Raw genomic sequence first — 23,824 nt, forward strand, 5'->3', positions numbered from 1 at the left:
GGGGTGGCGCGCAGGTGACTCCCCGGGCTCCCGATTGGCCGCCGGGCGGATCACCGTCGACAAGTTCTTCGCGGGCCCCGGGACCTCGGCGGACAGCGGTTTGCTGCTCGTACCGACGAGCCTGGGCTGGCCGCACCTGATGGTCCTGCGACGCCACGGGTGGCAGCCGGTGCTGCACTACCCGGCGAACTCCCCGGAACTCGTCGCCCCGGCCTCGGTGGAGCAGCTGGCCCTGCGGATGGCCGCGCTGTCCCACCCGGTGCGCATGCAGCTGTGCCGCAGCCTTGCCCGCAGCGCGTTCACCACCAGCGAGCTGGCCCAGGCACACGGCATGACCGCTCCGGAGATATCCCGCCACGTGAGCACCCTGAAGAAGGCGGGCCTGATCACCACCCGGCGTCGAAGCCGGTATGTGTACCACCAGCTCGACGTCAGGGTGGTGGCCCGGCTGAGCAGCGAGTTCCTGGAGGCAATCCTGCGCTAGGAATTGGGAAGGGCTCCCGTTTCGGCACGGTGCCGCCGCCTGACCTTCATGTCCGTGCCCTTGGGCAGATTGCCCGCTCGGCGGGACTCGGCCCTCTGCCTGCCCAGCGCCACGCGGATCGTGCAGCCCCGCACCGGCACCGGCTCCAGGGTGGGTATCGGCACCGCTGTTCCCCCGTCAGGACCGACACGCGGGTGCGTACTCCGCATGCGGCACCGCTCGCTCCCAGACCGCCTCGAAGGCGGAGCCGTCTTGGCCTCGGATGACGGAGTCGGCGTCGGGTCGGGAGCGGAGGTCGCCCTCGTGGATCCACAGCCGGGCGCCGAACGCGTCGGCGTACTGGCGGCCGAAGGCGATGCGACGGACGACGTTTCCTGGCGAAGCCTAAGGGACAGCGGCCCCATGGGTGATCGGATCGTTATCCGCGAGTGTGAGGAGCACACCATGACGGCGACAGTGACCGTGGACTTCTGGTTCGATCCGGCCTGCCCCTACACCTGGCTCACCTCGCGGTGGGTGGTGGAGGCGGCCACGGTCCGGCCCCTGGACGTGCGTTGGCGCGTCATGAGCCTGGCGGTGCTCAACGAGGGCCGTGACGACGATCCCGAAGGGGACCCCGAGGGCTACCTGTGGGTGCCCGTACGCATCTGCGCCGCCGTCCTGCGGCAGTACGGTCAGAAAGCGCTGGGCGCGTTCTACGCCGCCCTCTGGGCCGATCGCGGCGACGGCGGCGCCCGGCAGTGGATCAACGATCCCGAAGTGGCGCTGGCCGACGCCGGGCTGCCCCCGGAGCTTGTCGAGGCCGGGTCGTGCGGCGTCCACGACGACGCGGTGCGCGCTTCCCACGCCGAGGGCATCGCCGCCCTCGGCCCCCATGTCGGCACCCCGGTCGTCGCCGTCCAGGACCCGCGCGGTGACGACGGCGCCCGGATCGCCTTCTTCGGGCCGGTGCTGTCCCGGGTCCCCCGGGGCGAGGACGCCGGACGGCTCTGGGACGCGACCCTGGTGGTGGCGGGCGCCCCCGGCTTCCACGAACTCAAGGGCGCACCGGCCGACCCGTCCCCCGACGTGCGCGGCTGGACCGGTCGGCCGTGAGGCGGCCGCCGTCCACCACGTGGTTACTCCGGCCGCTTGATCCACTCGCTGTTGCCCAGTGGGTAGTCGTAGCCGGGGCGGCCGGTGTCGGCGCTGGTGCGGAACGGGGTGCCGTTGTTGTCGATGTGCACGGTGCCGTGGCGGTCGCCGCTGGACCAGGTCAGGGCGAGGTCCCACCGGACGTCGTGCGCCGTGGTGCGGGCGGTGACGTAGAAGACCTCCGGGTCGGACTCACTGACCTTGTACGGGAAGTCGCGCTGGCCGTTCTTGCCGGTGACGGTGGGGCTGCCGTTGTCGAGGTCGACGTCGAACGACTTGGTGCCCACGCCGCCCCCGCAGCCGACGCCCATCGAGTAGTCGTTCCAGGCGAGCGGGGCACCCTTCGAGACGACGCGTACGTGCAGCGCCTCCAGGACGACGGTGTCCTTCCCGGTGCCCTGCACGGTGAGGGCGACGCGCTGCTCCCCCGAGGAGACCGCGCCGTACGCGACCGCCCAGCGGGGCGCGTCCTGTTCGGCGGCGGGCGGGCCGACCTTTTCGGGCTCGCGGTCGACGAGGAAGTGCTGGCTGCACGGGCTGTCGTAGACGTAGGGGCGGGTGGCGACGTTGAACGGTATGCCGCCGCCCGTGCGCTCGGCGGCGCCCTCGCCTCCTCGGGGGCCCTCGCTGCCGTGGGCGGCGGACTCCCGCGCCGGGGCGGAGGGTTCGCCGGTCTTCGCGCTCCGGGACGGGGCCGGGGAGGAGGGCGAGGAGGTCGATGGGGAGGGGCGCTTGCCGTTGCCCCGGGCGGTGGTTCCGGGTGCGGTGGTCGGGGCGGTGGTATCGCCCGCCCTCCGGTATCCGCCGTGGTGTCCGGAGGACGGCAGGGTCGTGGCGAGCGCGAGGGCTGCCAGAACGGCGCCCGTGACGGCGGAGGCGATGAGCGCGGTGCGGCGCCGACCGTGCCGCGCGCGTGCGGCTTTGACGGGCGCGGGCGGGAGGGCGCCATCGGCGGCCGGTTCGTCGGGGCTGGCCGGGGGTTCGGGGAGTTCGCCGACGGCTGACGACGGCTCGGGCGGGGTGTGGCCCGGGGCGGGGCCGGGCGCGGGTTCGTCGGGCGTCGGTTCATCGCGCGGCGGTTCGCCGGGCGCCGGTTCATCGGACGTCGATTCATCGCGCGGCGGTTCGCCGGGCGCCGGTTCATCGGACGTCGATTCATCGCGCGGCGGTTCATCGGGCACCGGCCCCTTACGGCCTCGCGCCGCGTCCGCCAGGATCCACCGCCGGTGCAGCTCGACCAGTTCCTCGGGGGTCGCCCGGCACACCCGGGCGAGCCGCTCGGCCGGTGCGTAGTCGGGCGGCACCGCGCTGCCCTTGCAGTAACGATGCAGGGTGGACGTGCTCATGTGTAATCGCTTGGCGAGCGCGCCGTAGCTCAGCCCCGCGCGTTCCTTGAACCCCCGCAGCAGCTGCGCGAACGCCTCCGCGTCGGTCCCGGTCGCCCCTGACACTCGTTCCTCCCCTTACCCGTACGGCCTGGCGCGTCCCATGCCCGCGTCCCAAGCCCCTTGCCTTCCCCCTGGTCACAGCCCGTTTTCGCGTTCCAGTGTCCCAAACTGCCCGGCTTTCCTGGCGGTTGGGACGGATCACCCCACAAGCTCCGGTCATCCAAGCACCACATCGAACGCACCACCGAAAGGACACCCCCACATGTCGAGCATCGGTAAGTCCCGCGCCCGCGTCGTGACCGCGGCCGCGACCGTCGCGGTCGCCGCCTTCTCCCTGACCGCGTTCAGCGCCCATGGATCGAGCGCCCGCGCCGAGGGCGCGGTGGCGTCACAGGGCAAGACGGCCAAGGCGGCCGTCACGTGCCAGGGTTCCAACACCAAGACGACCGCGGCTCCCCTGGCCCGCCCCCTCAATCACATGCTGCTCACGGTCACCAACACCGGCAGCTCGCCCTGCTACCTCTACGGCTACCCGTCCGTCCAGTTCGGCGAGGCCCAGTCGGAGCCGCCGGTCATCGAGGCGTCCAAGCCGCAGGCCGTCGTCACGCTCGCCCCGAAGGAGTCCGGCTACGCCTCCGTGAACCTGTCGACCGCCGACGGCAGCGGTTCGAACGGCACGACGGAGAAGAGCCTCACGGTCTACTTCCAGGACCGCGCCGGTGGGAGCCTCTCCTCGGCCGCCCACCCGTCGCTGCCCGCCAAGGGCGTCTACATCGACGACTCCATCAAGGTCTCGTACTGGCAGCAGGAGCTGGACGACGCCATCATCTGGTAGCACCGGGCGGAGGGGGGCGGTAGGCCGCGCGGACGCGGCGGCCGCCGTCCACGACCAGGTCCGTGCCGGTGATCCAGGACGCCTCGTCGGAGACCAGCCAGCGGACGGCGCTCGCCACGTCGTCCGGCTCGCCGATGCGGGCCAGGGGGAAGGTGGCGGCGAGGGAGGGTTCGTCGGGCTGCCACATGAAGCGGGCCATCTCGGTGCGGATCAGCCCCGGGGAGACCGCGTTGACGCGGACGCCGGGGGCCAGTTCGGCGGCGAGCTGGCGGGTGAGGCGGAGCAGGGCGGTCTTGCTGGCCCCGTAGGCGCCGACGCCGGGGCCCACGTTGTGGGTGCCCTCGGTGCAGATGTTGACGACCGCGCCGCCGTGGTCGCGCATCCAGGCTCGCCAGGCCGCCTGGGTCAGGCGCAGCGGGGCCTCCACGTTGACGGTGAAGGCCCGGCGCCAGGCGAGCGGATCGGCGTCGATGAGCGGGCCGAGGGGCGCGTTGGTCGCGGCGTTGTTGACGAGGATGTCGAGGCGGCCGAAGGCCGACAGGGTGCGGGCGACGGCCTCGTCGAGGTGGTCCGGGTCCGCTACGTCGCCGGTGCAGGCGAGGGCGTCAGGGCCCAGCTCACGTACAGCGGCCGCAAGTTCGGCGGCGCCCCGTGCCGTCACGCACACCGCCGCCCCGTCCGCCGCCAGCGCCTTCGCCACCGCCAGACCGATACCGCGCGAGGCGCCCGTGACCAGGGCGGCGCGCCGCACCAGCTCAGCCCCGCGTCGGCACGCTGTGGGTGTCGCGGCCCGAGCGCAGCACCTTGCCCGGGATCGCGCCGGTGATCTCGTCGTCGCGGATCGTCTCGACGCCGCCGACCCGGACGCTCACGACGCCCTCCGCGCGGGAGTCCAGGCGGGGGCTGTCGCCGGGGAGGTCGTGCACCAGCTTCGCCTGACCCGCGTCGATCCGGTCGGGGTCGAAGAGGACGAGGTCGGCGTGGTAGCCCTCGGCGATACGGCCGCGCTCGCGCAGGCCGAACAGCCGGGCCGGGTCGTCGGTGAGCATCCGGACGGCCCGCTCCAGCCCCACCAGCTTCCGGCCGCGCAGGCAGTCGCCGATGAAGCGGGTGGTGTACGGGGCGCCGCACATGCGGTCCAGATGGGCTCCGGCGTCGGAGCCGCCCAGCATGACGTCCTCGTGGTCCCAGGTCTGCCGCCGCAGTTCCCAGCTGGCCGGGTCGTTGTCGGTCGGCATCGGCCACAGGACCGTGCGCATCTCGTCGGCGGCGCAGATCTCCACCAGGGTGTGGAAGGCGTCCTGGCCGCGCTCGGCGGCGATGTCGCGGACGACGCGGCCGGTGAGTCCGGCGTTGGTGTCGCTGTACGTATCGCCGATGACGTACCGCTCGAAGTCGGCGAGCCGCCGGAAGACCCCGGCCTCGGGGCTGGTCGCGCGACGCAGCATCTCCGTCCGTACGGCCGGGTCGCGGAGCCGCGCGATGCGCTCGGGGATGGGCAGGCCGAGGATGTCTCCCCACCCGGGGATGAGGTTGAGCGCGCAGAACGTGCCCAGGGACATGTTCATGGGGGTGAGGATGGGCATGGTGAGGGCGACGATGCGGCCGCCCGCCTTACGGGCCCGTTCGCTGGCTTCGAGCTGGCGCGGCACGCGCTGGGGCACGGCGGCGTCGATGGTGAGGACGTTCCAGTTGAGGGGGCGTCCGGCGGCGGCGCTCATCTCCACCAGCAGGTCGATCTCCTCGTCCGCGAACCGGTCGAGACAGCCCGCCACGATGGCCTCGATCTGGGTGCCCTCGTGCTCGCCGACGGCCCGGGACAGGGCCAGCAGCTCCTCGGGCCCTGCGTGCCGGGAGGCGACGGGCTGTCCGTCGCCGTCGGCGTGGGTGGAGGACTGGGTGGTGGACAGCCCCCAGGCGCCCGCGTCCATCGCCTCGTGGAGGAGCCGCAGCATCTGCTCCAGCTGCGCGGGCGTGGGCCGGCCGCCGATCGCGTCGGCACCCATGACATGGCGGCGCAGCGCGCAGTGCCCCACCATGAAGCCCGCGTTGACGGCGATGCGCCCCTCCAGGGCGTCGAGGTAGTCGCCGAAGCTGTGCCAGTTCCAGGGCGCGCCCTCCTCCAGGGCGACGAGCGACATGCCCTCGACCCGGCTCATCATCCGCCGCGTGTAGTCGGCGTCGCCGGGGCGTTCTGGGTTGAGCGGGGCGAGGGTGAAGCCGCAGTTGCCGCCCGCGATGGTGGTGACGCCGTGGTTCATGGAGGGGGTGGCGTACGGGTCCCAGAAGAGCTGGGCGTCGTAGTGGGTGTGGGGGTCGACGAAGCCGGGGGTGAGGACGAGCCCGGTGGCGTCCTCGGTGGTGCGGGCCGATTCGCCGACGGTGTCCGGCTCGCCGAAGGTGACGATCCGGCCGTCGCGCAGGCCGACATCGGCGACGTACGAGGGGGCGCCCGTGCCGTCCACGACGGTCGCGCCCTTGATGAGGTGGTCGAGCACGGGTGGGGTCCCTTCTGGCGTCAGCCGTTATCTGTATGACATCAGCTGATATCTGTCAGCTGTCATCCGTTCGCCGTCATCCGTTCGCCGTCATCCGTTCGCCGTCATCCGTTCGCCGTCATCCGTTCGCCGTCATCCGTTCGCTGTCCGGCGGAAGCGGGTCGTGCGGTGCACCGGGTCGGTGTCGATCTTCGGGATGACGTGCTCGCCGATGAGCTTGATGGTGTTCATCGTGTCCTCGTAGCCGATCCCGATCGGCAGCCCGAAGGAGAGCTGGTCGGCCCCGGCCTGTTCCCACCGCTTGCACTGCCGGAAGACCTCGTCCGGGTCGCCGCAGATCATCAGCTCCTCCGCGATGAGCAGTTCGATGATCTCCTCGGTGTAGTCGGGGAGGAGTTCGGGCCACTCCGGGATGCCGTCCGGGCGGGGGAAGGTGTCGTGGTAGCGGAAGAGGAGGGACTGGAGGTAGTTGAGACCGCCGCCGAGCGCGATCTCGACCGCCTTGGCGTGGGTCTCGGCGCAGATCGCCGTCGAGGTCACCATGACGTTGTCGTTGACGAAGCCGCCGACCGGATCGGCGTCCTTGACCGCGTTCTTGTAGGAGTCGAGGACCCACTCCATGTCGGAGACCTTCTGGATGGAGAAGCCGAGGACACCGAGGCCCTTGCGGCCCGCCATCGCGTACGAGGACGGGGAGCCCGCCGCGTACCACATGGCCGGGTGGCCGGGCCCGTACGGCTTGGGCAGCACCTTGCGCGGGGGGAGCGACCAGTGCGCGCCCTGGAAGCCCGGGTACTCGTCGGTGAGCCACATCTTGGCGAACTCGCCGATGGTCTCTTCCCAGATCTCCTTGGTGTGGTTCATGTCGGTGACGCCCGGGATGAACCCCAGGATCTCGTGGCTGCCAGCCCCGCGCCCCGAGCCGAACTCGAAGCGGCCGCCGGAGAGGTGGTCGAGCATGGCCACCTTCTCGGCCACCTTCACCGGGTGGTTGACCTGCGGCAGCGGGTTGAAGATGCCGGAGCCGAGGTGGATGCGCTCGGTGGCGTGGGCGAGATAGCCGAGGAAGACGTCGTTCGCCGAGAGGTGGGAGTACTCCTCCAGGAAGTGGTGCTCGGAGGCCCACGCGTATTTGAAGCCGGACCGGTCGGCCTGGATGACGTACTCGGTCTCCTCGATGAGGGCGTGGTGCTCGGCCTCGGGGTCGGCACGGCGTCGGCGCTCCGGCACGTATCCCTGTACGAACAGTCCGAATTCCAAGGGGGTCACCGCCTCCGGTTCAAATAATCTGACGTACCGTCAGATTCGAATCCGACCATGGCATCGGGAGGGTGGACCGTCAAGGCCCAGGCTTCAGAAGAGGCCCAGGCTTCAGAAGACCGAGACACCGCTCAGCCAGCCCCCGTCCACGACGAGCGGCTGGCCGGTGATGTACGAGGAGTCATCCGAGGTGAGGAAGAGCGCCAGGCGGGCGACCTCCTCGGGGCGGCCGATGCGGCCCATCGGGACCAGCTTGCGGTAGAGGCCGTCGACCGCCTCCGACGCCTCGGTCACATCCGCCGGGTCCGCCGCCGGGTCGAGCCGGGCGGGATTGCTCATGGGGGTGTCGACCGCGCCGGGGCACACCGCGTTGACCCGGATGCCCTTGCCCGCCAGTTCCATCGCGGCGACCCGGGTCATCCCGACGATGGCCGCCTTGGTGGCCGCGTACGAGGTCAGCAGGGCCATGCCGGAGAGGGCGACGTACGAGGCGGTGTTGACGATCGTGCCGCCGCCCGCCGCCGCCAGCTCCGGGGCGACCGTGCGCATGCCGAGGAACGCGCCGACCTGGTTGACCTGGACGACGGACAGGTACTCCTCCAGCGGGGTGCTGGTCAGCTCGTTGAAGCGGAGGATGCCCGCGTTGTTGACCAGCCCGTCGACCTTGCCGAAGGCGTCCTTGGCGAACGCCACGGCCGCCGCCCAGTCGTCCTCGCTGCGCACATCGAGATGGACGTACGCGGCGGACTCCCCCAGCTCCTTGGCGACGGCCCCGCCCTGGTCGTCCAGCACGTCAGCGAGCACGACCTTCGCGCCCTCGGCGGCGAACAGCCGCGCCTCCTGCTCGCCCTGCCCGCGCGCCGCGCCCGTGACGATCACGACGCGTCCGTCCAGCTTGCCCATGGCGATCTCCTCAAGGGTCGGATCAAGGGTTCAAGTGCGGGGCGACATCGGCCGCGAAGGCCGCCATCTGGTCGGTGAGCTCGGCGCGGCTCCGGCTGCGGAACCGCACCTGAATCTGGTCCACGCCCATCTCCGCGTACGCGCGCAGGGACTCGGCCAGCCGCTCCGGCTTCCCGGTGAGCGTGCGCCGCCCCACGCGCCAGGACGGCTCGCCCACGTACAGCGGCTCGGCGATGGCGCCGATCTCGGCGGGCTCCTCGGCGCCCGCCGCCTCGCGCAGCGCGCGCAGCCGGGCGATCTGGGCGGGGAGCCGGTCCCGCGGGTCGCCCTGCGGCAGCCAGCCGTCGCCGCGTACGGCGGCCCGGCGCAGCGCGGCGGGCGAGGAGCCGCCCACCCACAGCGGGGGGCGCGGCGTCTGGGCGGGGCGCGGGGCCTGGCCGAGGTCGCGATACGCGAAGCGCTCACCGTGGAAGTCGGCGAACTCCTCGGGACCCAGCGCCGCCTTCAGCGCGTCGACCGTCTCGTCGAGCAGCGGCCCGCGCGCGTCGAAGTCCACGCCGAGCGCGTCGAACTCCTCGCGTACGTGCCCGGCGCCGACCCCGAGGATCAGCCGCCCGCCGCAGAGGTGGTCGAGCGTCGCGTACTGCTTGGCGGTGAGCAGGGGGTGCCGTAGCGCGGCGACGGCGACATGGCTGAGCAGCCGCACCCGCTCGGTGGCGGCGGCCAGGTAGCCGAGGGTGGCGACCGGGTCGTACCAGACGGTGCCCATCGCGTCGGCCAGCCGCCGCGGGATCGCGACGTGGTCGCAGACGGCGACGTAGGCGAAGCCGGAGCGGTCGGCGGCGCGGGCGACGGCCACGAGGTCGGCGGGACCCGCGGCCGCCTCCCACGGCTCGGCGTAGAGGGTGCTCTGTGACTGGATCGGCAGCTGCATGCCGTAGCTCAACCGGCCCCGGGGCAGGACGCGCATGCCGGGCCTCCTTAGGCGGTGGACCGCCATGGTGATACCTGACGGCCCATCAGACAAGGGCCGGTGTTAGCGTACGGTCGACGTCGGCCCCAGGCCACGCCCGCCCCTCCCCCTTCTGAGGGCAGACATGAGGACACTTGATGATCGAGACGGTGTTCCGGTGCGACGAGATCCCCCAGGCGGACCGGTTCGACTACTGGCGCGAGCAGATGACGCACCTCATCGCGCCCATGGAGATGAGCAGCGACCACACCCGTGACTTCCAGGGCGAGGCACGCGTCCTGGAACTCGGCCCCGCCCATGTGTGGCCCACGAAGTTCCGGCCGATGCGCTTCCGGCGGACGCCGAAGCTCATCCGGCAGTCGGATCCCGAGCTGTACCACTTCTCCTTCCTCCTGCAGGGGAACCTGCAGGTCTCCCAGGCCCGCCAGGAAACCGCGTACGGCCGCGACGGACTGTACGTCGTCGACACCTCACGGCCATACGACTGCGTGGCGTACGGCGACCCCCCGATCGGTGTGGGCCTGGAGATACCGAAGGCGCTGATCCCCCTCCCCTACGACCGGGTCGACCCGCTGCTCGCCCGCCCCATCCCCGGACACGAGGGGATCGGCGCCCTGCTGGGCGGGTTCCTCACCCGGCTGGCCTCGGACGACGGCGCGTACCGCCCCGCCGACGGTCCGCGCCTGGGGACCGTGCTGATCGACCTCGCGTCCACTCTGCTCGCCCACGCCATCGAGGCCGAGGACGCCCTGCCGCCCGAGACCCACCGGCACACCCTGACCCTGCGCGTGCAGAACTTCATCCGGCGGAACCTGCACGACCCGGAGCTGACCCCGGCCGCCATCGCCGCAGCGCACCACATCTCCGTCGGCTATCTGCACCGGCTCTTCCGGGCGCAGGACACCACCGTCTCCCGGTGGATCCGGCAGCAGCGACTGGACCGCGCCCGGCGGGACCTCGCCGACCCCGGGATGTCCGCCGCCCCGGTCCACGAACTCGCCTCGCGCCGGGGCTTCGCCCATCCCGCCGTCTTCAGCCGCGCATTCCGCGCCGCGTACGGCATGCCGCCGAGCGACTACCGGCAGCTGGCACTCAGGTCCCGTGCACCGGACGCACCCCCGTAGCGTCCGGCACACGCGGAACCCGGCCCGCACTTCGCCGGACGGGCGGGGCGCCACACCCACAACTCTGCTGGATCGCCCTGCGGGTGTCATTGACGAGCAGTGCCCTCTTCCTTGCCCCTGAGTGAACTCGCCCCCGACCGAACGGCACATCCGTCCGCGGCCCGGGGCTCAGGCCCCCGGCCCAGCCCACAGCCCCTCGGGTGTCAGCCCCAGCAGCTCGATCGCGTTGCCGCGGACGATCCGTTCCACCACGTCCGGCGCCAGGTGGCCCATCTGCGCCTCGCCGACCTCCCGGGACTTCGGCCAGGTCGAGTCGGAGTGCGGGTAGTCCGTCTCGTACAGCACGTTGCCCACTCCGATCGCGTCGAGGTTCCGCAGCCCGAAGGCGTCGTCGAAGAAGCAGCCATAGACATGCCCGGCGAACAGCTCGGACGGCGGCCGCAGCACCTTGTCGGCGACGCCGCCCCAGCCGCGGTTCTCCTCCCAGACCACGTCGGCGCGCTCCAGGATGTACGGGATCCAGCCGATCTGGCCCTCCGCGTACATGATCTTGAGGTTCGGGAAGCGTTCGAATATGCCGCTCATCAGCCAGTCGACCATCGAGAAGCAGCAGTTGGCGAAGGTGATGGTGGAACCGACCGCCGGGGGCGCGTCGGCGGAGGTGGACGGCATGCGGGAGGACGAGCCGATGTGCATGGCGATGACCGTGCCGGTCTCGTCGCACGCCGCGAAGAAGGGGTCCCAGGCGTCGGTGTGGACCGACGGCAGCCCGAGGTTCGGCGGGATCTCCGAGAAGCAGACGGCGCGCACCCCGCGCGCGGCGTTGCGCCGTACCTCGGCGGCGGCCAGCTCCGCGTCCCACAGCGGGATGATGATCAGCGGAATGAGGCGCCCCCGCGCCTCGGGACCGCACCACTCCTCCACCATCCAGTCGTTGTACGCGCGCACCCCGAGCAGCCCCAGCTCGCGGTCGCCCGCCTCGGTGAAGGTCTGCCCGCAGAAGCGGGGGAAGGTCGGGAAGCACAGCGCGGACTGGACGTGGTTGACGTCCATGTCGGCGAGCCGGTCCGGCACCGCGTACGACCCGGGCCGCATCTGCTCGTACGTGATGGCCTCCAGCCGGACCTCGTCGCGGGCGCAGCCGACGGCGGTGTCGAGCCGGGTCAGCGGCCGGTGCAGATCCTCGTACACCCACCAGTCGGCGATCGGCCCGTCGTCGCCCGGCGCGCCCATCTTCGGGGCGAACTTGCCGCCGACGAAGGTCATCTCCTTCAGCGGCGCCCGGACGATGCGCGGACCGATGTCGCGGTACTTCGACGGGAGGCGGTCCCGCCAGACGTGAGGGGGCTCAACCGTGTGGTCGTCCACCGAGATGATCTTCGGGAAGCTCTCCATGCCGTTCACGGTAGCGCCGATCTGACGGAGTGTCAGTTATGACGACGGCTTCTCCACGGGTTCACCGCGCGTTGGCCGCGGCCTCCCCCGCGCCCGTGGAATGACCCCTTCCGCCGCACTGGTCGCGCCACGCACCATGAGCACTTCGGCCAACTATGGCGGGGTTGTGGAGGACGCGGGGGCCCTACTGACGCGGAAGGCGTTGACAAGGCAAACTGGCCCGTGCGACTGGGAGGACAGGCGAGGGGGAGACCATGGACGGCGAAAGGGAGCGGGTGCCCGGACAGCACTTGTACTTCACCGTGCTGGGCCCCGTCCGGGCCTGGCGGGGCGAGGAGCAGATCAGCACCGGTTCGCCGCAGCAGCGGGCCCTGCTCGCCGCGCTGCTGCTGCGCGGCGGGCGCACCGCGACCGCCCCCGAGCTGGTCGACGGCCTGTGGGGCACCGAACCGCCGGAGGCGGCGATCGCCGCCCTGCGCACGTACGCCTCGCGACTGCGCAAGGCGTTCGGACCGGACTCCGAGATACTGGTGAGCGAATCGGGCGGCTACGCGATCCGGATCGGCCTGGCCGCCCTGGACACGGACGTGGCCGAGCAGTTGACGGCCGAGGCGGAGAAGGCGCAGCACTCCGGGGACCGCACCCGGGCGCGCGACCTGTTCAACAAGGTGCTCGACCTGTGGGACGGCGAACCGCTGGCCGGAGTGCCAGGACCGTACGCGGAGACCCAGCGCACCCGGCTGGACGAGTGGTACCGCTCGCTGATCGAGACCCGGCTCGACCTCGACCTGGAGCTGGGCCACCACTCCGAGGCGGTCTCCGAACTCACCGCGCTGACCGCCTCGTACCCGCTGCGCGAGCGGCTGCGCGAGCTGCTGATGCTGGCGCTGTACCGCAGCGGGCGGCAGGCCGAGGCGCTGGCCGTCTACGCCGACACCCGGCGGCTGCTCGCCGACGAACTGGGCGTCGACCCGCGCCCCGAGCTGTCCACGCTGCACCAGAAGATCCTGGAGGCCGACGCGGAGCTGGCGGTCTCCGCGCACGCCGCCGAGGAGCCGAGCGGCGCCGCCGCGACCTTCGTACGGCCCGCGCAGCTGCCCGCGACGGTCTCGGACTTCACCGGGCGGGCCCCGTTCATCAAGGAGCTGAGCGACCAACTCGCCACCGCCGAAGGGCGTGTCATGGCCGTGTCAGCGGTCGCGGGCATCGGCGGCGTCGGCAAGACCACCCTGGCCGTGCACGTCGCGCACGCCGCGCGCCACCAGTTCCCGGACGGCCAGCTCTACGTCGACCTCCAGGGCTCGGGCCCCCTGGTCGCCGACCCCGGCGCCGTACTGGGCTCCTTCCTGCGCGCCCTGGGCACCGCCGACAACGCCATCCCCGACGGCGTCGAGGAGCGCGCCGCGCTCTTCCGCTCCCTGCTGGACGGCCGCCGCGTGCTGACCCTGCTGGACAACGCCCGCGACGCCGCCCAGGTGCGGCCCCTGCTGCCCGGCACCCCGGGCTGCGCGGCGCTGATCACCAGCCGCCACCGGATGGTCGACCTGGAGAGCGCCCACCTGGTCGACCTCGACGTGATGAGCCCCGACGAGGCGCTGGTCCTCTTCACTCGCATCGTCGGCGAGGAGCGGGTCGGCTCCGAGCGCGACGCCGCGATGGACGTCGTCGCGGCCTGTGGGTTCCTGCCGCTGGCCATCCGCATCGCCGCCTCCCGCCTCGCCTCCCGCCGCACCTGGACCGTCTCCGCGCTGGCGCGCAAGCTCGGCGACGAGCGGCGGCGGCTGGACGAGCTGCGAGCGGGTGACCTCGCGGTCAAGGCGACCTTCGAGCTCGGCTACGGCCAGCTCGAACCGCAACAGGCCCGCGCCTTCCGTCTGCTGGGCCTGGCCGACGGCCCCGACATCTCGCTCGCCGCGGCGGCCGCCGTGCTCGACATGGATGTCGACGACGCGGAGGACCTGCTGGAGAGCCTGGTCGACACCTCGCTCCTGGAGTCCGCCTCCCCCGGCCGCTACCGCTTCCACGACCTGGTGCGCCTCTACGCGCGTGCATGCGCGGAGCGGGACGAGATGCCGCCCGCCGAGCGCGACGCCGCGCTGTCGCGGCTGCTGGACTTCTACCTGGCGTCCGCCGCCCGGGTCTTCGCCCTGGCGCGGCCAGGGGACCGGCTGGTGGACCACCTGGAGCCGACGCGGTACCCGGGGCTGGACTTCACCGACCGTTCGACCGCGCTCGACTGGCTGTACTCCGAGGCGAACAGCCTGCTGGCCTGCATCCAGCAGCTCGCGGCGGGCACGACCCTGCGGCGCTCGGCCGATCTACTGCTGGCCACCAAGGACCTGGGCGAGTCCGGCGCCAACTCCCGGCAGTACGAGCTGGCGGCGGAAGCCGTCCGGGACGCCGCCATGGCCGCGAACGACCCGCGCGCGGAGGGCCGCGCACGCATGACGCTGACCCACAGCTACCAGATGAGCAGCAGGTTCGGTCAGGCCGACGCGGAGGCGCAGCGTGCCGCCCGCCTGGCCGTCGCCGCCGAGGACCCGGTACCCGGGTGCGAGGCACCGAACGACCGCGGGATCATCGCGCTCTACGAGAAGCGCTACGAGGACGCCGAGAAGCAGTTCCGCCTGGCCCTCGAAGCCTTCCGGGCCGACGACAACCTGCCCGGTGTCGCGGGCGCCCTGTGCAACATCTCCCGGGCCCACGCGGCCATGGGTCTCTCCGAGAGCGCTGTCGATCTGGCCGCGGAAGGCACCGAGATCCTGAGCAGCCTGGGGCTCGCCCTGCGGGTCGCCAATGGCAAGTTCGCCCTGGGCCTGGCATTGCACCAGGCCGAGCGGTACGCCGAAGCGATCGACCAGTTGACCCAGGCGCTGGAGCTGTTCCGCAACAACCGGCAGCGCCTGTGGGAGGGATCCACCCACGCCCGGCTCGCCGAGGTGCACCTCTCGGCGCACCGCCCGGCCGAGGCCGCCACGCACGCGGAGCAGGCCCTCGCGCTGCGCTTCGTGGGCGGCGAATGGCGGCGCGCCACGGTACTGACCGCCCTGGGCAAGGCGCTGGACCAGCTCGGCCAGACCGACCGGGCGCGCGCGTGCTGGCGCGAGGCGCTGGCCGTCCACGAGCGGCTGGGCCTGCCGGAAGCGGACGAGGTGCGGAACCTGTTGAAGCCCGCAGCCGCAGCGTAGCGGGCTTACAGCTGACCGTTCATCAATCGTTTATCGCCGGGCGGCACTCTTATTGCAGTCGATCCGTCCCCGCGGGGGGCAGGCGGATCGATGTCAGACCCCGCCCATACGGTGAGGAGCTCTGGAGGCATCCGTCCGGCGACCCACGGGGGAGTCGCCGGGCGGTTGTCATTGCCCTGCCATAACTGCCCTGAAGGAGTCGATCCTGATGAGTCAGGACAAGAAGCCCAGTTCCGACGCCTACCGCCCGATGGACAACTACCCGGACTCGACGCGCACCCTGACGCAGGACAACTACCCGGATTCTCCGTCGTCCGCCGCGGCACAGGACAACTACCCGGACTCGACGCGCGTCCTGAAGCAGGACAACTACCCCGACTCCCCGTCCCCGGTCACGGCGGACGACAACTACCCGGACTCGCCGTCACCCGCTTCCGCGGACGCCGGGTCCGTGGAAGCAAAGCAGTAGAGACACGTCACCACAGTCCCATCGGGGCCCTGAGAAATGACGGGGGCCGGCCACGGCGGCTCGGAGGGGAAGCCGCCGCGGCCGGTCCCCGCAGTGGATGCGACCGAAACGGTCGCAGTCGCGCCATTCACCGGCAGCTTCAAGCCAGTGGATCGAACATATGCCCTATGCCATCTGTCCTGGGTATAAGTACTGAATTCATGCCCCCATGGAGGAGTTAAGATGACCCGCTCTAAGAAGGCTCTCATCACCTGCGCGTTCGCTGCCGCCCTCGCGGCCGGAGCTGCCTCTCCGGCGCTGGCGGATTCCTACCCGGATGTAGCTACGGATTCCGTGGCCACGGGTTTCACCACGCAGGACTCCTACCCTGACAGCCCTGCCCCCGCAGCGCCCTCCGGCCTGACGAGCGACGCCGGGCGCTGAAGCGCCACCGCGGAGACACTCGGGCGTGGGGCCGAGCCATCGCGGCTCGGCCCCACGCCGTCGTTTCAGGCCGTACGCCCCCGTAAGGCTCGCTTGAGCACCTTGCCGCTCGCGTTGCGCGGCAGTTCGGGGACGAACTCCACGTGGCGCGGGACCTTGTAGTTGGCCATCTCGCGGCGGGACCAGGCGATCAGGCCGTCGGCGGTCAGGGTGGCGGACGGGCGGCGGACCACGAAGACCTTGGCCACCTCGCCGAGGCGGGCGTCCGGGACGCCGACGACGGCGACGTCGGCGACATCGGGGTGGCGGGCGAGGAGTTGCTCGATCTCGGCGGGATAGGCGTTGAAGCCACCGACGATGAACATGTCCTTGATCCGGTCGGTGATCCGCAGATTGCCGTCCGCGTCGAGGACGCCGATGTCGCCCGTCCGCAGCCAGCCGTCCGGGGTGATGGCACGGGCGGTGGCGACCGGGTCCTCGAAGTAGCCGCGCATCACGTGGTGGCCGCGGACCCAGACCTCGCCGGGGGTGCCAGGTGGGCGCGGGGTGCCCTGGGGACTCACGACCCTGACCTCGGTGTCCGGGATGGCGCGGCCCGAGGTCGCGGCGATGGTCTCCGGCGGATCGCCCCGGCGGCACATGGTGACGGTGCCGGACGCCTCGGTCAGGCCGTACGCCGTCAGCACGGTGGCGACGCGCAGTTCGGAGCGCAGCCGCTCCACCAGCTCCAGCGGGACGACGGCGGCGCCGGTGACGACCAGGCGCAGCGTGGACAGGTCGTGGGCATCGCGCGCCGGGTGGTCCAGGATCGCCTGGTGGAGGGTGGGCGGGCCGGGCAGCACGCTGATGCGTTCGGCGGCGATGCGGGTGAGCGCGGTGTCCACGTCGAAGACCGGCTGCGGCACCATCGTCGCGCCGCGCATCAGGCACGCGATGATGCCCGCCTTGTAGCCGAAGGTGTGGAAGAACGGGTTGACGATGAGATAGCGGTCGCCGTGCGCCAGCCCCGTCACCTCGCTCCAGGTGTCGTAGACCCGCAAGGTCTGCGCATGGGTGATGACCGCGCCCTTGGGGTCGCCCGTGGTGCCGGAGGTGAAGGTGATGTCGGAGGGGTCGGCCGGGCGTACGGAGTCGGCCCGGGCCCGTACGGCGTCCGGCGCCACCGGCTCGCCCGCCGCCAGGAAGTCCTTCCAGGTGCGGAAGTCCTCGGGTGCGTCCCCGGCGAGGACGATCACCTGGCGCAGATAGGGCAGCCCCGGCAGCGGCACGCCCTGCCCCGGCCCCCGCTCCGCCGCCCGGCGCAGCGACGCCACGTAGGAGGCGCCGAGGAAGGTGCCGGTGATGAAGAGGTGGGTGGCCCGGGTGCGCCGGAGGACGTACGCCGCTTCGGCGCCCTTGAAGCGGGTGTTGACCGGGACGAGCACGCCGCCCGCGGTGACCGCGCCGAGGGCGGCCACGATCCAGTCGGTGGTGTTGGGCGCCCAGATGGCGACGCGGTCGCCCCGCTCGACGCCGGAGGCGACGCACGCGGCGGCGGCGCGTTCGATACGGGCGCCGAGTTCGGCGTAGGAGATCCGGGCGCGGCCTTCGACGACGGCCTCCGTCGCGTCACCGTAGTCCCGCGCCGCGGCCCGTATCAGCGCCGGGATGGTCTGCCACTCCATGAGACGCCTCCAGCACAGCGGATCCCACTAGCTGACTGACCGTCAGATTAGCGGTAGCCTTCCCCGCTGTCAGCACCGGTGACCGCGACGTACGGAGGTGGCCATGGGCCTGAAGGACGCGACGGCGATCGTCGGCATCGGCCAGACCGCGTTCGCCAAACGCCTCCCCGAATCCGAAAAGGCCCTCGCCTGCCGGGCGATCCTGGCCGCGCTCGACGACGCCGGAATCGCCCCCTCCGAGGTGGACGCGTTCGCCTCGTACACCATGGAGGAGACCGACGAGGTCGAGGTCGCCAAGGCGATCGGCGCGGGCGACGTCACCTTCTTCAGCAAGGTCGGCTACGGGGGCGGCGGTTCCTGCGCGACCGTCGCGCATCTGGCCGCCGCGATCGCCACCGGACAGGCGGGCGTCGGCGTGGCCTGGCGCTCCCGCAAGCGCGGCAGCGGGCCCCGGCCCTGGACCAACACCCGCGTCCAGCTGCCCACCCCCGCCCAGTGGACCCGGCCGTACGGACTGCTGCGGCCTGCCGACGAGATCGGGCTGCTCGCGCGGCGCTACATGCACGAATACGGCGCCACCCGCGACCACTTCTTCAACGTCGCGCTGGCCTGCCGCAACCGCGCCAACCAGAACCCCGCCGCGATGATGTACGAACGGCCCCTGACCCGCGAGATGTACATGACCGCCCGCTGGATCAGCGAACCGCTGTGCCTGTTCGACAACTGCCTGGAGACGGACGGCGCGCTGGCCTGCGTCATCGTCTCCGCCGAGCGGGCGCGCGACTGCGCCCGCCGGCCGGTGTACGTCCACTCCGCCGCCCAGGGGCTGCCCGCACAGCACCACGGGATGGTCAACTACTGGAACGAGGACCCGCTCACAGGACCCGCCTGGACCGCCGCCCGCCACCTGTGGAAAACCGCCGACTTCGGCCCGCAGGACGTGGACGTGGCGCAGATCTACGACGCGTTCACCCCGCTGATCCCGCTGTCCCTGGAGGGCTATGGCTTCTGCGGGCGCGGCGAGGGCGCCGCGTTCACGGAGGGCGGCGCGCTGGAGCTGGGCGGGCGGCTGCCGCTCAACACCGGCGGCGGCGGGCTGAGCGAGGCGTACGTCCACGGCTTCAACCTCATCACCGAGGGCGTCAGACAGCTGCGCGGCACCAGCACCGCCCAGGTCCCCGACGCCGCGACCTGCCTGGTCACGGCGGGCGAGGGGGTCCCCACATCGGCCCTGCTGCTGAGGAGTTGACGACCGATGACCACGCGGCCAGAACCGGAACTGCTGCATCCCGTGCCCGACGAGGACGGCGCGCCCTTCTTCGACTGGGCCGCCCGCGGCGAGCTGCGCGTCCAGACCTGCACCGGCTGCCAGGAGCCGCGCTTCCCGCCCCGCCCCTGCTGCCCGCACTGCCAGTCCTTCGACAGCCTGTGGGCGAAGACCAGCGGGCGTGGCCGGATCTGGTCGTACGTCCTACCGCATCCGCCGCTGCTGCCCGCCTACGCGGCGCAGGCCCCGTACAACGTGACCCTCGTGGAACTGGCCGAGGCCCCCCGCATCCGGCTGGTGGGCAACCTGGTCGAGTCCGCTGACGCCGCGCTGGACTCCGTCGACCCGGCGCGGATACGGATCGGGGCGCCCGTGCGGGCCGTCTTCCACCGGATGCCGGACGGGCCCACCGTGGTGCGCTGGCTGCTGGAGCGGCCATGACGGCGGGGACGGTCGTCACCGAGACAGGGGGCGACGGGGTCGCGGTCGTCACCCTGGACCGGCCCGAGCGCCACAACGCCATCGATCTGGCGACCGCCGCCGAACTGGCCGCCGTGTGGCGGCGGCTGCGCGGGGACGACGCGGTGCGGGCCGTGGTGCTGACCGGGGCGGGCGAGCGGGCGTTCTGCACCGGGGTCGACCGCTCGGTCACGGTCCCGCAGCCGTCGTCCCCGTACGCGATGGACGATCCGCTGCGGGACATCGGCCCCAAGGCGAACGACCTGTGGAAGCCGGTCGTGGCGGCCGTGGGCGGAATGGCCTGCGGCGGGGCGTTCTATCTGCTGGGCGAGGCCGAGTTCATCGTCGCCGACGAGACCGCGACCTTCTTCGACCCGCACACCTCCTACGGGATGGTCAGCGCGTACGAGGCCGTCTACATGGCGCAGCGCATGCCTGCCGGAGAGGTCGCGCGGATGGCGCTGATGGGGACGGCCGAACGGGTCTCGGCGCGCCGGGCGTACGAGACGGGGCTGGTCAGCGAGGTGGTGCCGCGGGGCGAGGCGGTGGCGGCCGCGGTACGGGCCGCCGCCGTCATCGCCTCGCACCCGACGGAGGCGGTGCAGGGCACCGTACGGGCGCTGTGGGCGGCGAAGGAGGCGGCGCTGACGCAGGCGCTCGCCCGGGCCCCACAGCTGATCGCCCTGGGGAACCTGCCGCCGGACGCCCAGGCCGCGCTGTTCGCGGCCCGCACGCCCGGCTTCCGTACCCGCTGAGGCCGTCGTGCGTCAGCTGCTGGTGGGCGACTTGCTGGCCAGGCTGATCTGGCAGGTGTACTGGGTGCGCTTGGTGATGGTGTAGCTCGCGGCGGCGGTGAACGTCTCGCTCTGGCCGGGCAGTACGGTCACGTCCTGGCTGTCGTAGCCGAGCAGCCCCTCGTCCGCGTAGTCGTTCCACTTGGTGCTGACCGAGTAGCGGAAGCTGCGGGTGGTGTCGGTGTTGGTGACCGTGATGTCGTACTTGAACTGGCTGGTCGACTGGTCGTAGCGGCAGTTGGTGCCGCTCGTCTCGCTGGTCGCGTCCGGGTTGTAGGTGGGCGGCGCGGAGTAGGAGTAGGTGTCCGACGGCGTCGGGGCGCCGTAGGACGGCAGGTCCGAGGGGCCGCTCGGCAGATCGGTGGGGATGTCGCTGGACAGTCCGCTGGGGCCGGACGCGGGCTCGTCGCCGCCGCCGGTACCGCCGGAGACGAATCCGTTGTCGCCGCCTCCCAGGCCGTGGCTCTTCTTCTTTCCGCACGCGGTGAGCGATCCGGTGAGCACGAGAAGTCCGACCAGGGCGACGGCAGGCAGGCGCAAGGAACGGCGTTGCATGGAATTACCCCCGTGGAAAAGCTGCAATCAAGCCAACCTGCGATCGGTTGACAAGTGCACGCCACCCTAGCAACGCCGCCCGCTACCCCAAAGTCACATGGCAGGCCACGCGCCCTTTGGGTACACAGCCGTTACGGACGCGGGACGAGGCGGCCGCTCACGAGCGGGGCGCGGGGCGGGACTGGCCGGTGCCCTTCACCGCGTCCAGCGCGTACACACAGCGGTCCTTGCTGCACGCGTACACCACGCCGCCCGCCGCCACCGGCGAGCCGGTGATCTCGCCGCCCGTGGCCAGCTTCCAGCGGAGCTGGCCGCCCGCCGCGTCGACCGTGTAGAGGCAGTGGTCGGCCGAGCCGAAGTGGACGCGGCCGTCGGCGACGACCGGGGAGCCGATGACCTCGCCGCCCGCCGCGAAGCGCCACTTGGGGGTGCCGGTGACCGCGTCGAGCGTGTAGAGCGCGCTGCCGCTGCCCAGGTGGACGGAGCCGTCGGCCACCAGGACCGGTTCGACCGAGCCGCGCGCCTCGGTGGCGATGCGCCAGCGGTCGCGGCCGTTGGCGGCGTCGAGGGCGTAGACCGTGCCCAGGTAGTCGGCGATGTAGACACCGCCGCCGGTCACCGCGGGCCCCGGCGCGTACGCCGGGGCGCTCAGGAAGACGGCGGGCGCCTCGAAACGCCACCGCACATCCCCGCGGGCGATGTCGATCGCCAGCACCCGGGTACCGGCCGAGACGTACGCGACGCCGTCGGGCGCGGGGAGCAGCCGCAGCGGCACACCGCCGCAGGAGGCCGTGTCGCCGACCGGGTACGACCAGCGCTCCGCGCCCGTACGCGCCTCCAGGGCGCGCAGCCGCGCGTCCTGCCACACGAAGACCGTGCCGTCGTGCACGACCGGACCGGACTCGGGCGTCTCGAAGTCCGTCTGGACGCCCTGCGTCTCCCACAACAGCTCGCCGTTGGCCGCCTCCCACGCCTGTACGCCGCCGCCGCGGGTGCCGGTGACGACCGTGCCGCGGTCGACCTTGAGCGAGTAGACCCAGCCGTCCGTGGACAGCCGCCACCGCTCGGAGCCGTCCGACGCGTCCAGCGCGTACAGGGTGGGGCCGTCGGAGGCGTGGATGCGGCCGGCCTCCACGGCCATCGCCCAGGCCACGTCGCGGGTCTTGAACTGCCGCCGCCCGGTGCCCACATCCAGCGCGTGCACCTCGAACGACGTCACGTAGAGCAGGTCCCCGGCGACGGCCGGGGTACCCCACACGTCGTTCGACATGCGGAACCGCCAGGGGCGCCAGCGGCCGTGGCCCGCCGCTCCTGGCGGCTCGGTGCCCTCGGCGGACGGCGAGTGGGTGGGCGACGCGACGGCGCCCGCGGCACCGGCCTCGCCCCCGCCGATCCCGCCGGTGGTCATCCCGGTCGGCGGCCGCACCCAGCCCGTGGCCGGGCCGGTGTCGTGCCGCTGCTGCGGGTCGCGCGCGTCGGCGGCGCGCAGCCCGGGGCCGATGGCCACCTGGGAGTTGTGCAGCCGGACCGGCCCGTCGGTCCCGCCGGTCACCGGGGCGGGCGCGGGCGCCGGGGCGCCCCCTGACAGCGCGGGCGGCGCGGAGGGGGCGGCGGATGCGGACGGGCCGGGCGAGGACGGCTGCGCGGGCGGCGCGGCGTGCCGCCCGGGGCCGATGGCGCTCAGCGCGTTCGACGGGCCGCCCGCGTCGGGCGCCCGCAGGCCCCCGCGCGGATCAGCGCCCACCGGCTCCCAGGCGCCCGCTCCGGCGGGCGCGCCGTGCCGCCCGCCGCCGCGCCCGTCGGCCCCGGCGGGGGCGTACGAGGGCGGTGTGGGCGGCCGCTCGGGCGGCAGCGGCACGGACGGCCGGTCCCCGGCCCCGCCGCCCCCGGAGGGGCGGGAGGAGCCGGACGCGGGCCGCGCGGAGCGGGCCACGTGGTTGCGGCCGCTGCGCTTGCGCTCGATGAGCGCGACCGCGCCGCCCGGCAGCCACGCCGAGGCCGTACCGCTGTCGTCGGCGTTGGAGGCGAACAGATGCGGGGCGAGCTGCGACTGGAGGTCGGCCGGGGACGGCCGCCGGTCGGCTTCCATCTGCATGCACGACTCGATGAGTGGCCGCAGCTCGTCCGGCAGCCCGGTCAGGTCAGGGCCCTCGCGCAGCAGCATGAACACGGTCTCGACCGGGTTCGCGCCGTGGAAGGGGGCGTGCCCGGTGGCCGCGAAGGTCAGGGTGGAGCCGAGCGAGAAGATGTCGCTGGCGCCGGTCACGCTGCGCGAGTCGCGCGCCTGCTCGGGCGACATGTAGGCGGGCGTGCCCACAGCGACGTTGGTCATCGTCAGCCGGGTGTTGGAGACGCCCGAGGCGATACCGAAGTCGATCACTCGCGGGCCGTCCTCGACGACCAGCACGTTCGACGGCTTCAGATCCCGGTGGACCAGGCCAGCGCCGTGGATCGACTGGAGCGCCTCGGCGACCCCGGCCGCCAGCCAGCGCACCGCCTGGGCGGGCATCGGCCCGCACTCGTTGATGATCTCCTCAAGGGAGGGCGCGGGGACGTAGGCCGTGGCGAGCCAGGGCACCGCGGCGCGCGGATCGGCGTCCACGACCGCGGCCGTGTAGAAGCCGCTGACCGCGCGGGCCGCCTCCACCTCGCGGGTGAAACGGACGCGGAACAGCTGGTCCTCGGCCAGCTCGGTCCGGACCGTCTTGATCGCGACCCGTCGGCCGGACGCCGAACGTGCCAGATAGACGAGCCCCATGCCGCCCGCGCCAAGCCGGCCCAGCACCTCGAAGGGACCGATCCGCCTCGGATCGTGCTGCGTCAGCTGCTCCACCACTTGCCTGCCACCTCCCCGTGGGGGCCCCAAAAAATACAGCCCCGTGCAGCGTCTCACCGACAAACCAACCGGCGGCACGCATCCTGCATTCTCTCTGGCGAAGGCGGCGGTTGCGAACCCGGGGGCAATTCGTCGTGTCATCGGGCGATACGGAGCCGGAGCCCATCCGGTTCGA

At 72.3% G+C, this 23,824-nt stretch carries 19 protein-coding genes and 2 pseudogenes; 10 read left to right on the forward strand and 11 right to left on the reverse strand.

The window, feature by feature from the left end; all coding sequences use genetic code 11:
• Positions 1-37 precede the first annotated feature (37 nt).
• Positions 38-484: pseudogene (locus tag ACH4TL_RS05440) on the forward strand (DUF5937 family protein); the annotation flags it as partial.
• Between the two features lie 249 nt (positions 485-733).
• Here ACH4TL_RS05440 and ACH4TL_RS05445 read toward each other — a convergent pair.
• A pseudogene (locus ACH4TL_RS05445) lies at positions 734-838 on the reverse strand (MBL fold metallo-hydrolase); the annotation flags it as partial.
• A 90-nt stretch (positions 839-928) separates the two neighbouring features.
• Between ACH4TL_RS05445 and ACH4TL_RS05450 the strand changes: the two are divergent.
• Positions 929-1,579, forward strand: coding sequence for a disulfide bond formation protein DsbA (locus ACH4TL_RS05450; RefSeq protein WP_398311785.1), 651 nt, complete (start codon positions 929-931; stop codon positions 1,577-1,579).
• A gap of 23 nt (positions 1,580-1,602) precedes the next feature.
• Here the strand turns inward: ACH4TL_RS05450 and ACH4TL_RS05455 are convergent, their stop codons facing one another.
• The gene (locus ACH4TL_RS05455; RefSeq protein WP_398311782.1) at positions 1,603-3,069 is read right to left on the reverse strand and encodes a helix-turn-helix domain-containing protein; all 1,467 of its coding nucleotides are present in this window, start codon (positions 3,067-3,069) and stop codon (positions 1,603-1,605) included.
• A gap of 199 nt (positions 3,070-3,268) precedes the next feature.
• Here ACH4TL_RS05455 and ACH4TL_RS05460 point away from each other — a divergent pair, with 199 nt between their 5' ends.
• The gene (locus ACH4TL_RS05460; RefSeq protein ID WP_398311779.1) at positions 3,269-3,841 is read left to right on the forward strand and encodes a DUF4232 domain-containing protein; all 573 of its coding nucleotides are present in this window, start codon (positions 3,269-3,271) and stop codon (positions 3,839-3,841) included.
• Here the strand turns inward: ACH4TL_RS05460 and ACH4TL_RS05465 are convergent.
• From ACH4TL_RS05465 to ACH4TL_RS05485, 5 genes are all read right to left on the reverse strand, one after another.
• Positions 3,831-4,592 carry an SDR family oxidoreductase gene (locus tag ACH4TL_RS05465; protein ID WP_398311776.1) on the reverse strand — a complete coding sequence of 254 codons (762 nt, stop codon included), beginning with the start codon at positions 4,590-4,592 and terminating at the stop codon, positions 3,831-3,833. The genes ACH4TL_RS05460 and ACH4TL_RS05465 overlap by 11 nt on opposite strands.
• A 4-nt stretch (positions 4,593-4,596) precedes the next feature.
• A complete protein-coding gene (locus ACH4TL_RS05470) occupies positions 4,597-6,339 on the reverse strand; it encodes an amidohydrolase family protein (RefSeq protein WP_398311773.1) in 1,743 nt (580 codons plus the stop codon).
• A 132-nt stretch (positions 6,340-6,471) separates the two neighbouring features.
• Complete coding sequence (locus ACH4TL_RS05475) at positions 6,472-7,599, reverse strand: LLM class flavin-dependent oxidoreductase (protein ID WP_398311770.1); 1,128 nt, start codon at positions 7,597-7,599, stop codon at positions 6,472-6,474.
• Positions 7,600-7,710: 111 nt separating this feature from the next.
• A complete protein-coding gene (locus ACH4TL_RS05480) occupies positions 7,711-8,502 on the reverse strand; it encodes an SDR family NAD(P)-dependent oxidoreductase (RefSeq protein ID WP_398311767.1) in 792 nt (263 codons plus the stop codon).
• A 22-nt stretch (positions 8,503-8,524) separates the two neighbouring features.
• Complete coding sequence (locus tag ACH4TL_RS05485; RefSeq protein WP_398311764.1) at positions 8,525-9,472, reverse strand: TIGR03619 family F420-dependent LLM class oxidoreductase; 948 nt, start codon at positions 9,470-9,472, stop codon at positions 8,525-8,527.
• Between the two features lie 140 nt (positions 9,473-9,612).
• On the opposite strand from ACH4TL_RS05485, the gene ACH4TL_RS05490 reads away from it, so the two are divergent.
• Positions 9,613-10,599 carry an AraC family transcriptional regulator gene (locus ACH4TL_RS05490; protein ID WP_398311760.1) on the forward strand — a complete coding sequence of 329 codons (987 nt, stop codon included), beginning with the start codon at positions 9,613-9,615 and terminating at the stop codon, positions 10,597-10,599.
• Positions 10,600-10,767: 168 nt separating this feature from the next.
• On the opposite strand, the gene ACH4TL_RS05495 is transcribed toward ACH4TL_RS05490, so the two are convergent.
• Positions 10,768-11,994, reverse strand: coding sequence for an amidohydrolase family protein (locus ACH4TL_RS05495; RefSeq protein WP_398311757.1), 1,227 nt, complete (start codon positions 11,992-11,994; stop codon positions 10,768-10,770).
• A 254-nt stretch (positions 11,995-12,248) separates the two neighbouring features.
• Here ACH4TL_RS05495 and ACH4TL_RS05500 point away from each other — a divergent pair, with 254 nt between their 5' ends.
• From ACH4TL_RS05500 to ACH4TL_RS05510, 3 genes are all read left to right on the forward strand, one after another.
• A complete protein-coding gene (locus ACH4TL_RS05500) occupies positions 12,249-15,182 on the forward strand; it encodes an AfsR/SARP family transcriptional regulator (RefSeq protein ID WP_398311754.1) in 2,934 nt (977 codons plus the stop codon).
• Between the two features lie 208 nt (positions 15,183-15,390).
• A complete protein-coding gene (locus ACH4TL_RS05505) occupies positions 15,391-15,651 on the forward strand; it encodes a hypothetical protein (RefSeq protein WP_398311751.1) in 261 nt (86 codons plus the stop codon).
• Between the two features lie 222 nt (positions 15,652-15,873).
• Complete coding sequence (locus tag ACH4TL_RS05510) at positions 15,874-16,074, forward strand: hypothetical protein (RefSeq protein WP_398311748.1); 201 nt, start codon at positions 15,874-15,876, stop codon at positions 16,072-16,074.
• A gap of 65 nt (positions 16,075-16,139) precedes the next feature.
• Here ACH4TL_RS05510 and ACH4TL_RS05515 read toward each other — a convergent pair whose 3' ends face one another.
• On the reverse strand, positions 16,140-17,738 hold the full coding sequence (locus ACH4TL_RS05515; protein ID WP_398311745.1) for a FadD3 family acyl-CoA ligase: 1,599 nt from the start codon (positions 17,736-17,738) through the stop codon (positions 16,140-16,142).
• Between the two features lie 103 nt (positions 17,739-17,841).
• Here ACH4TL_RS05515 and ACH4TL_RS05520 point away from each other — a divergent pair, with 103 nt between their 5' ends.
• The 3 genes from ACH4TL_RS05520 to ACH4TL_RS05530 are packed head-to-tail and all read left to right on the forward strand — an operon-like array spanning position 17,842 to position 20,219.
• On the forward strand, positions 17,842-18,987 hold the full coding sequence (locus ACH4TL_RS05520) for a lipid-transfer protein (protein ID WP_398311742.1): 1,146 nt from the start codon (positions 17,842-17,844) through the stop codon (positions 18,985-18,987).
• 6 nt (positions 18,988-18,993) lie between these two features.
• Positions 18,994-19,446 (forward strand): Zn-ribbon domain-containing OB-fold protein, encoded by a 453-nt coding sequence (locus tag ACH4TL_RS05525; RefSeq protein ID WP_398311739.1) that lies wholly within the window; start codon positions 18,994-18,996, stop codon positions 19,444-19,446.
• The gene (locus tag ACH4TL_RS05530) at positions 19,443-20,219 is read left to right on the forward strand and encodes an enoyl-CoA hydratase/isomerase family protein (protein ID WP_398311736.1); all 777 of its coding nucleotides are present in this window, start codon (positions 19,443-19,445) and stop codon (positions 20,217-20,219) included. The genes ACH4TL_RS05525 and ACH4TL_RS05530 overlap by 4 nt, the downstream gene beginning before the upstream one ends.
• Before the next feature lie 12 nt (positions 20,220-20,231).
• Here the strand turns inward: ACH4TL_RS05530 and ACH4TL_RS05535 are convergent, their stop codons facing one another.
• Positions 20,232-20,813: a hypothetical protein gene (locus tag ACH4TL_RS05535; RefSeq protein ID WP_398311733.1), complete on the reverse strand. Its 582-nt coding sequence runs from the start codon at positions 20,811-20,813 to the stop codon at positions 20,232-20,234.
• Between the two features lie 157 nt (positions 20,814-20,970).
• Positions 20,971-23,649 (reverse strand): serine/threonine-protein kinase, encoded by a 2,679-nt coding sequence (locus tag ACH4TL_RS05540; protein WP_398311730.1) that lies wholly within the window; start codon positions 23,647-23,649, stop codon positions 20,971-20,973.
• Positions 23,650-23,824 lie beyond the last annotated feature (175 nt).

Source organism: Streptomyces sp. NPDC021115 (genome assembly GCF_044333065.1).
In the GTDB taxonomy this organism is placed as follows: Bacteria; Actinomycetota; Actinomycetes; order Streptomycetales; family Streptomycetaceae; genus Streptomyces.

What these genes read in the sequence shown, in the direction of transcription:
- ACH4TL_RS05450 (WP_398311785.1), top strand. Translation starts at nt 929, where the DNA reads ATGACGGCGACAGTGACCGTGGACTTCTGGTTCGATCCGGCCTGCCCC.
- ACH4TL_RS05460 (WP_398311779.1), top strand. Translation starts at nt 3,269, where the DNA reads ATGTCGAGCATCGGTAAGTCCCGCGCCCGCGTCGTGACCGCGGCCGCG.
- ACH4TL_RS05480 (WP_398311767.1), bottom strand. Translation starts at nt 8,502, where the DNA reads ATGGGCAAGCTGGACGGACGCGTCGTGATCGTCACGGGCGCGGCGCGC.
- ACH4TL_RS05485 (WP_398311764.1), bottom strand. Translation starts at nt 9,472, where the DNA reads ATGCGCGTCCTGCCCCGGGGCCGGTTGAGCTACGGCATGCAGCTGCCG.
- ACH4TL_RS05490 (WP_398311760.1), top strand. Translation starts at nt 9,613, where the DNA reads ATGATCGAGACGGTGTTCCGGTGCGACGAGATCCCCCAGGCGGACCGG.
- ACH4TL_RS05495 (WP_398311757.1), bottom strand. Translation starts at nt 11,994, where the DNA reads ATGGAGAGCTTCCCGAAGATCATCTCGGTGGACGACCACACGGTTGAG.
- ACH4TL_RS05500 (WP_398311754.1), top strand. Translation starts at nt 12,249, where the DNA reads ATGGACGGCGAAAGGGAGCGGGTGCCCGGACAGCACTTGTACTTCACC.
- ACH4TL_RS05505 (WP_398311751.1), top strand. Translation starts at nt 15,391, where the DNA reads ATGAGTCAGGACAAGAAGCCCAGTTCCGACGCCTACCGCCCGATGGAC.
- ACH4TL_RS05510 (WP_398311748.1), top strand. Translation starts at nt 15,874, where the DNA reads ATGACCCGCTCTAAGAAGGCTCTCATCACCTGCGCGTTCGCTGCCGCC.
- ACH4TL_RS05515 (WP_398311745.1), bottom strand. Translation starts at nt 17,738, where the DNA reads ATGGAGTGGCAGACCATCCCGGCGCTGATACGGGCCGCGGCGCGGGAC.
- ACH4TL_RS05520 (WP_398311742.1), top strand. Translation starts at nt 17,842, where the DNA reads ATGGGCCTGAAGGACGCGACGGCGATCGTCGGCATCGGCCAGACCGCG.
- ACH4TL_RS05525 (WP_398311739.1), top strand. Translation starts at nt 18,994, where the DNA reads ATGACCACGCGGCCAGAACCGGAACTGCTGCATCCCGTGCCCGACGAG.
- ACH4TL_RS05530 (WP_398311736.1), top strand. Translation starts at nt 19,443, where the DNA reads ATGACGGCGGGGACGGTCGTCACCGAGACAGGGGGCGACGGGGTCGCG.
- ACH4TL_RS05535 (WP_398311733.1), bottom strand. Translation starts at nt 20,813, where the DNA reads ATGCAACGCCGTTCCTTGCGCCTGCCTGCCGTCGCCCTGGTCGGACTT.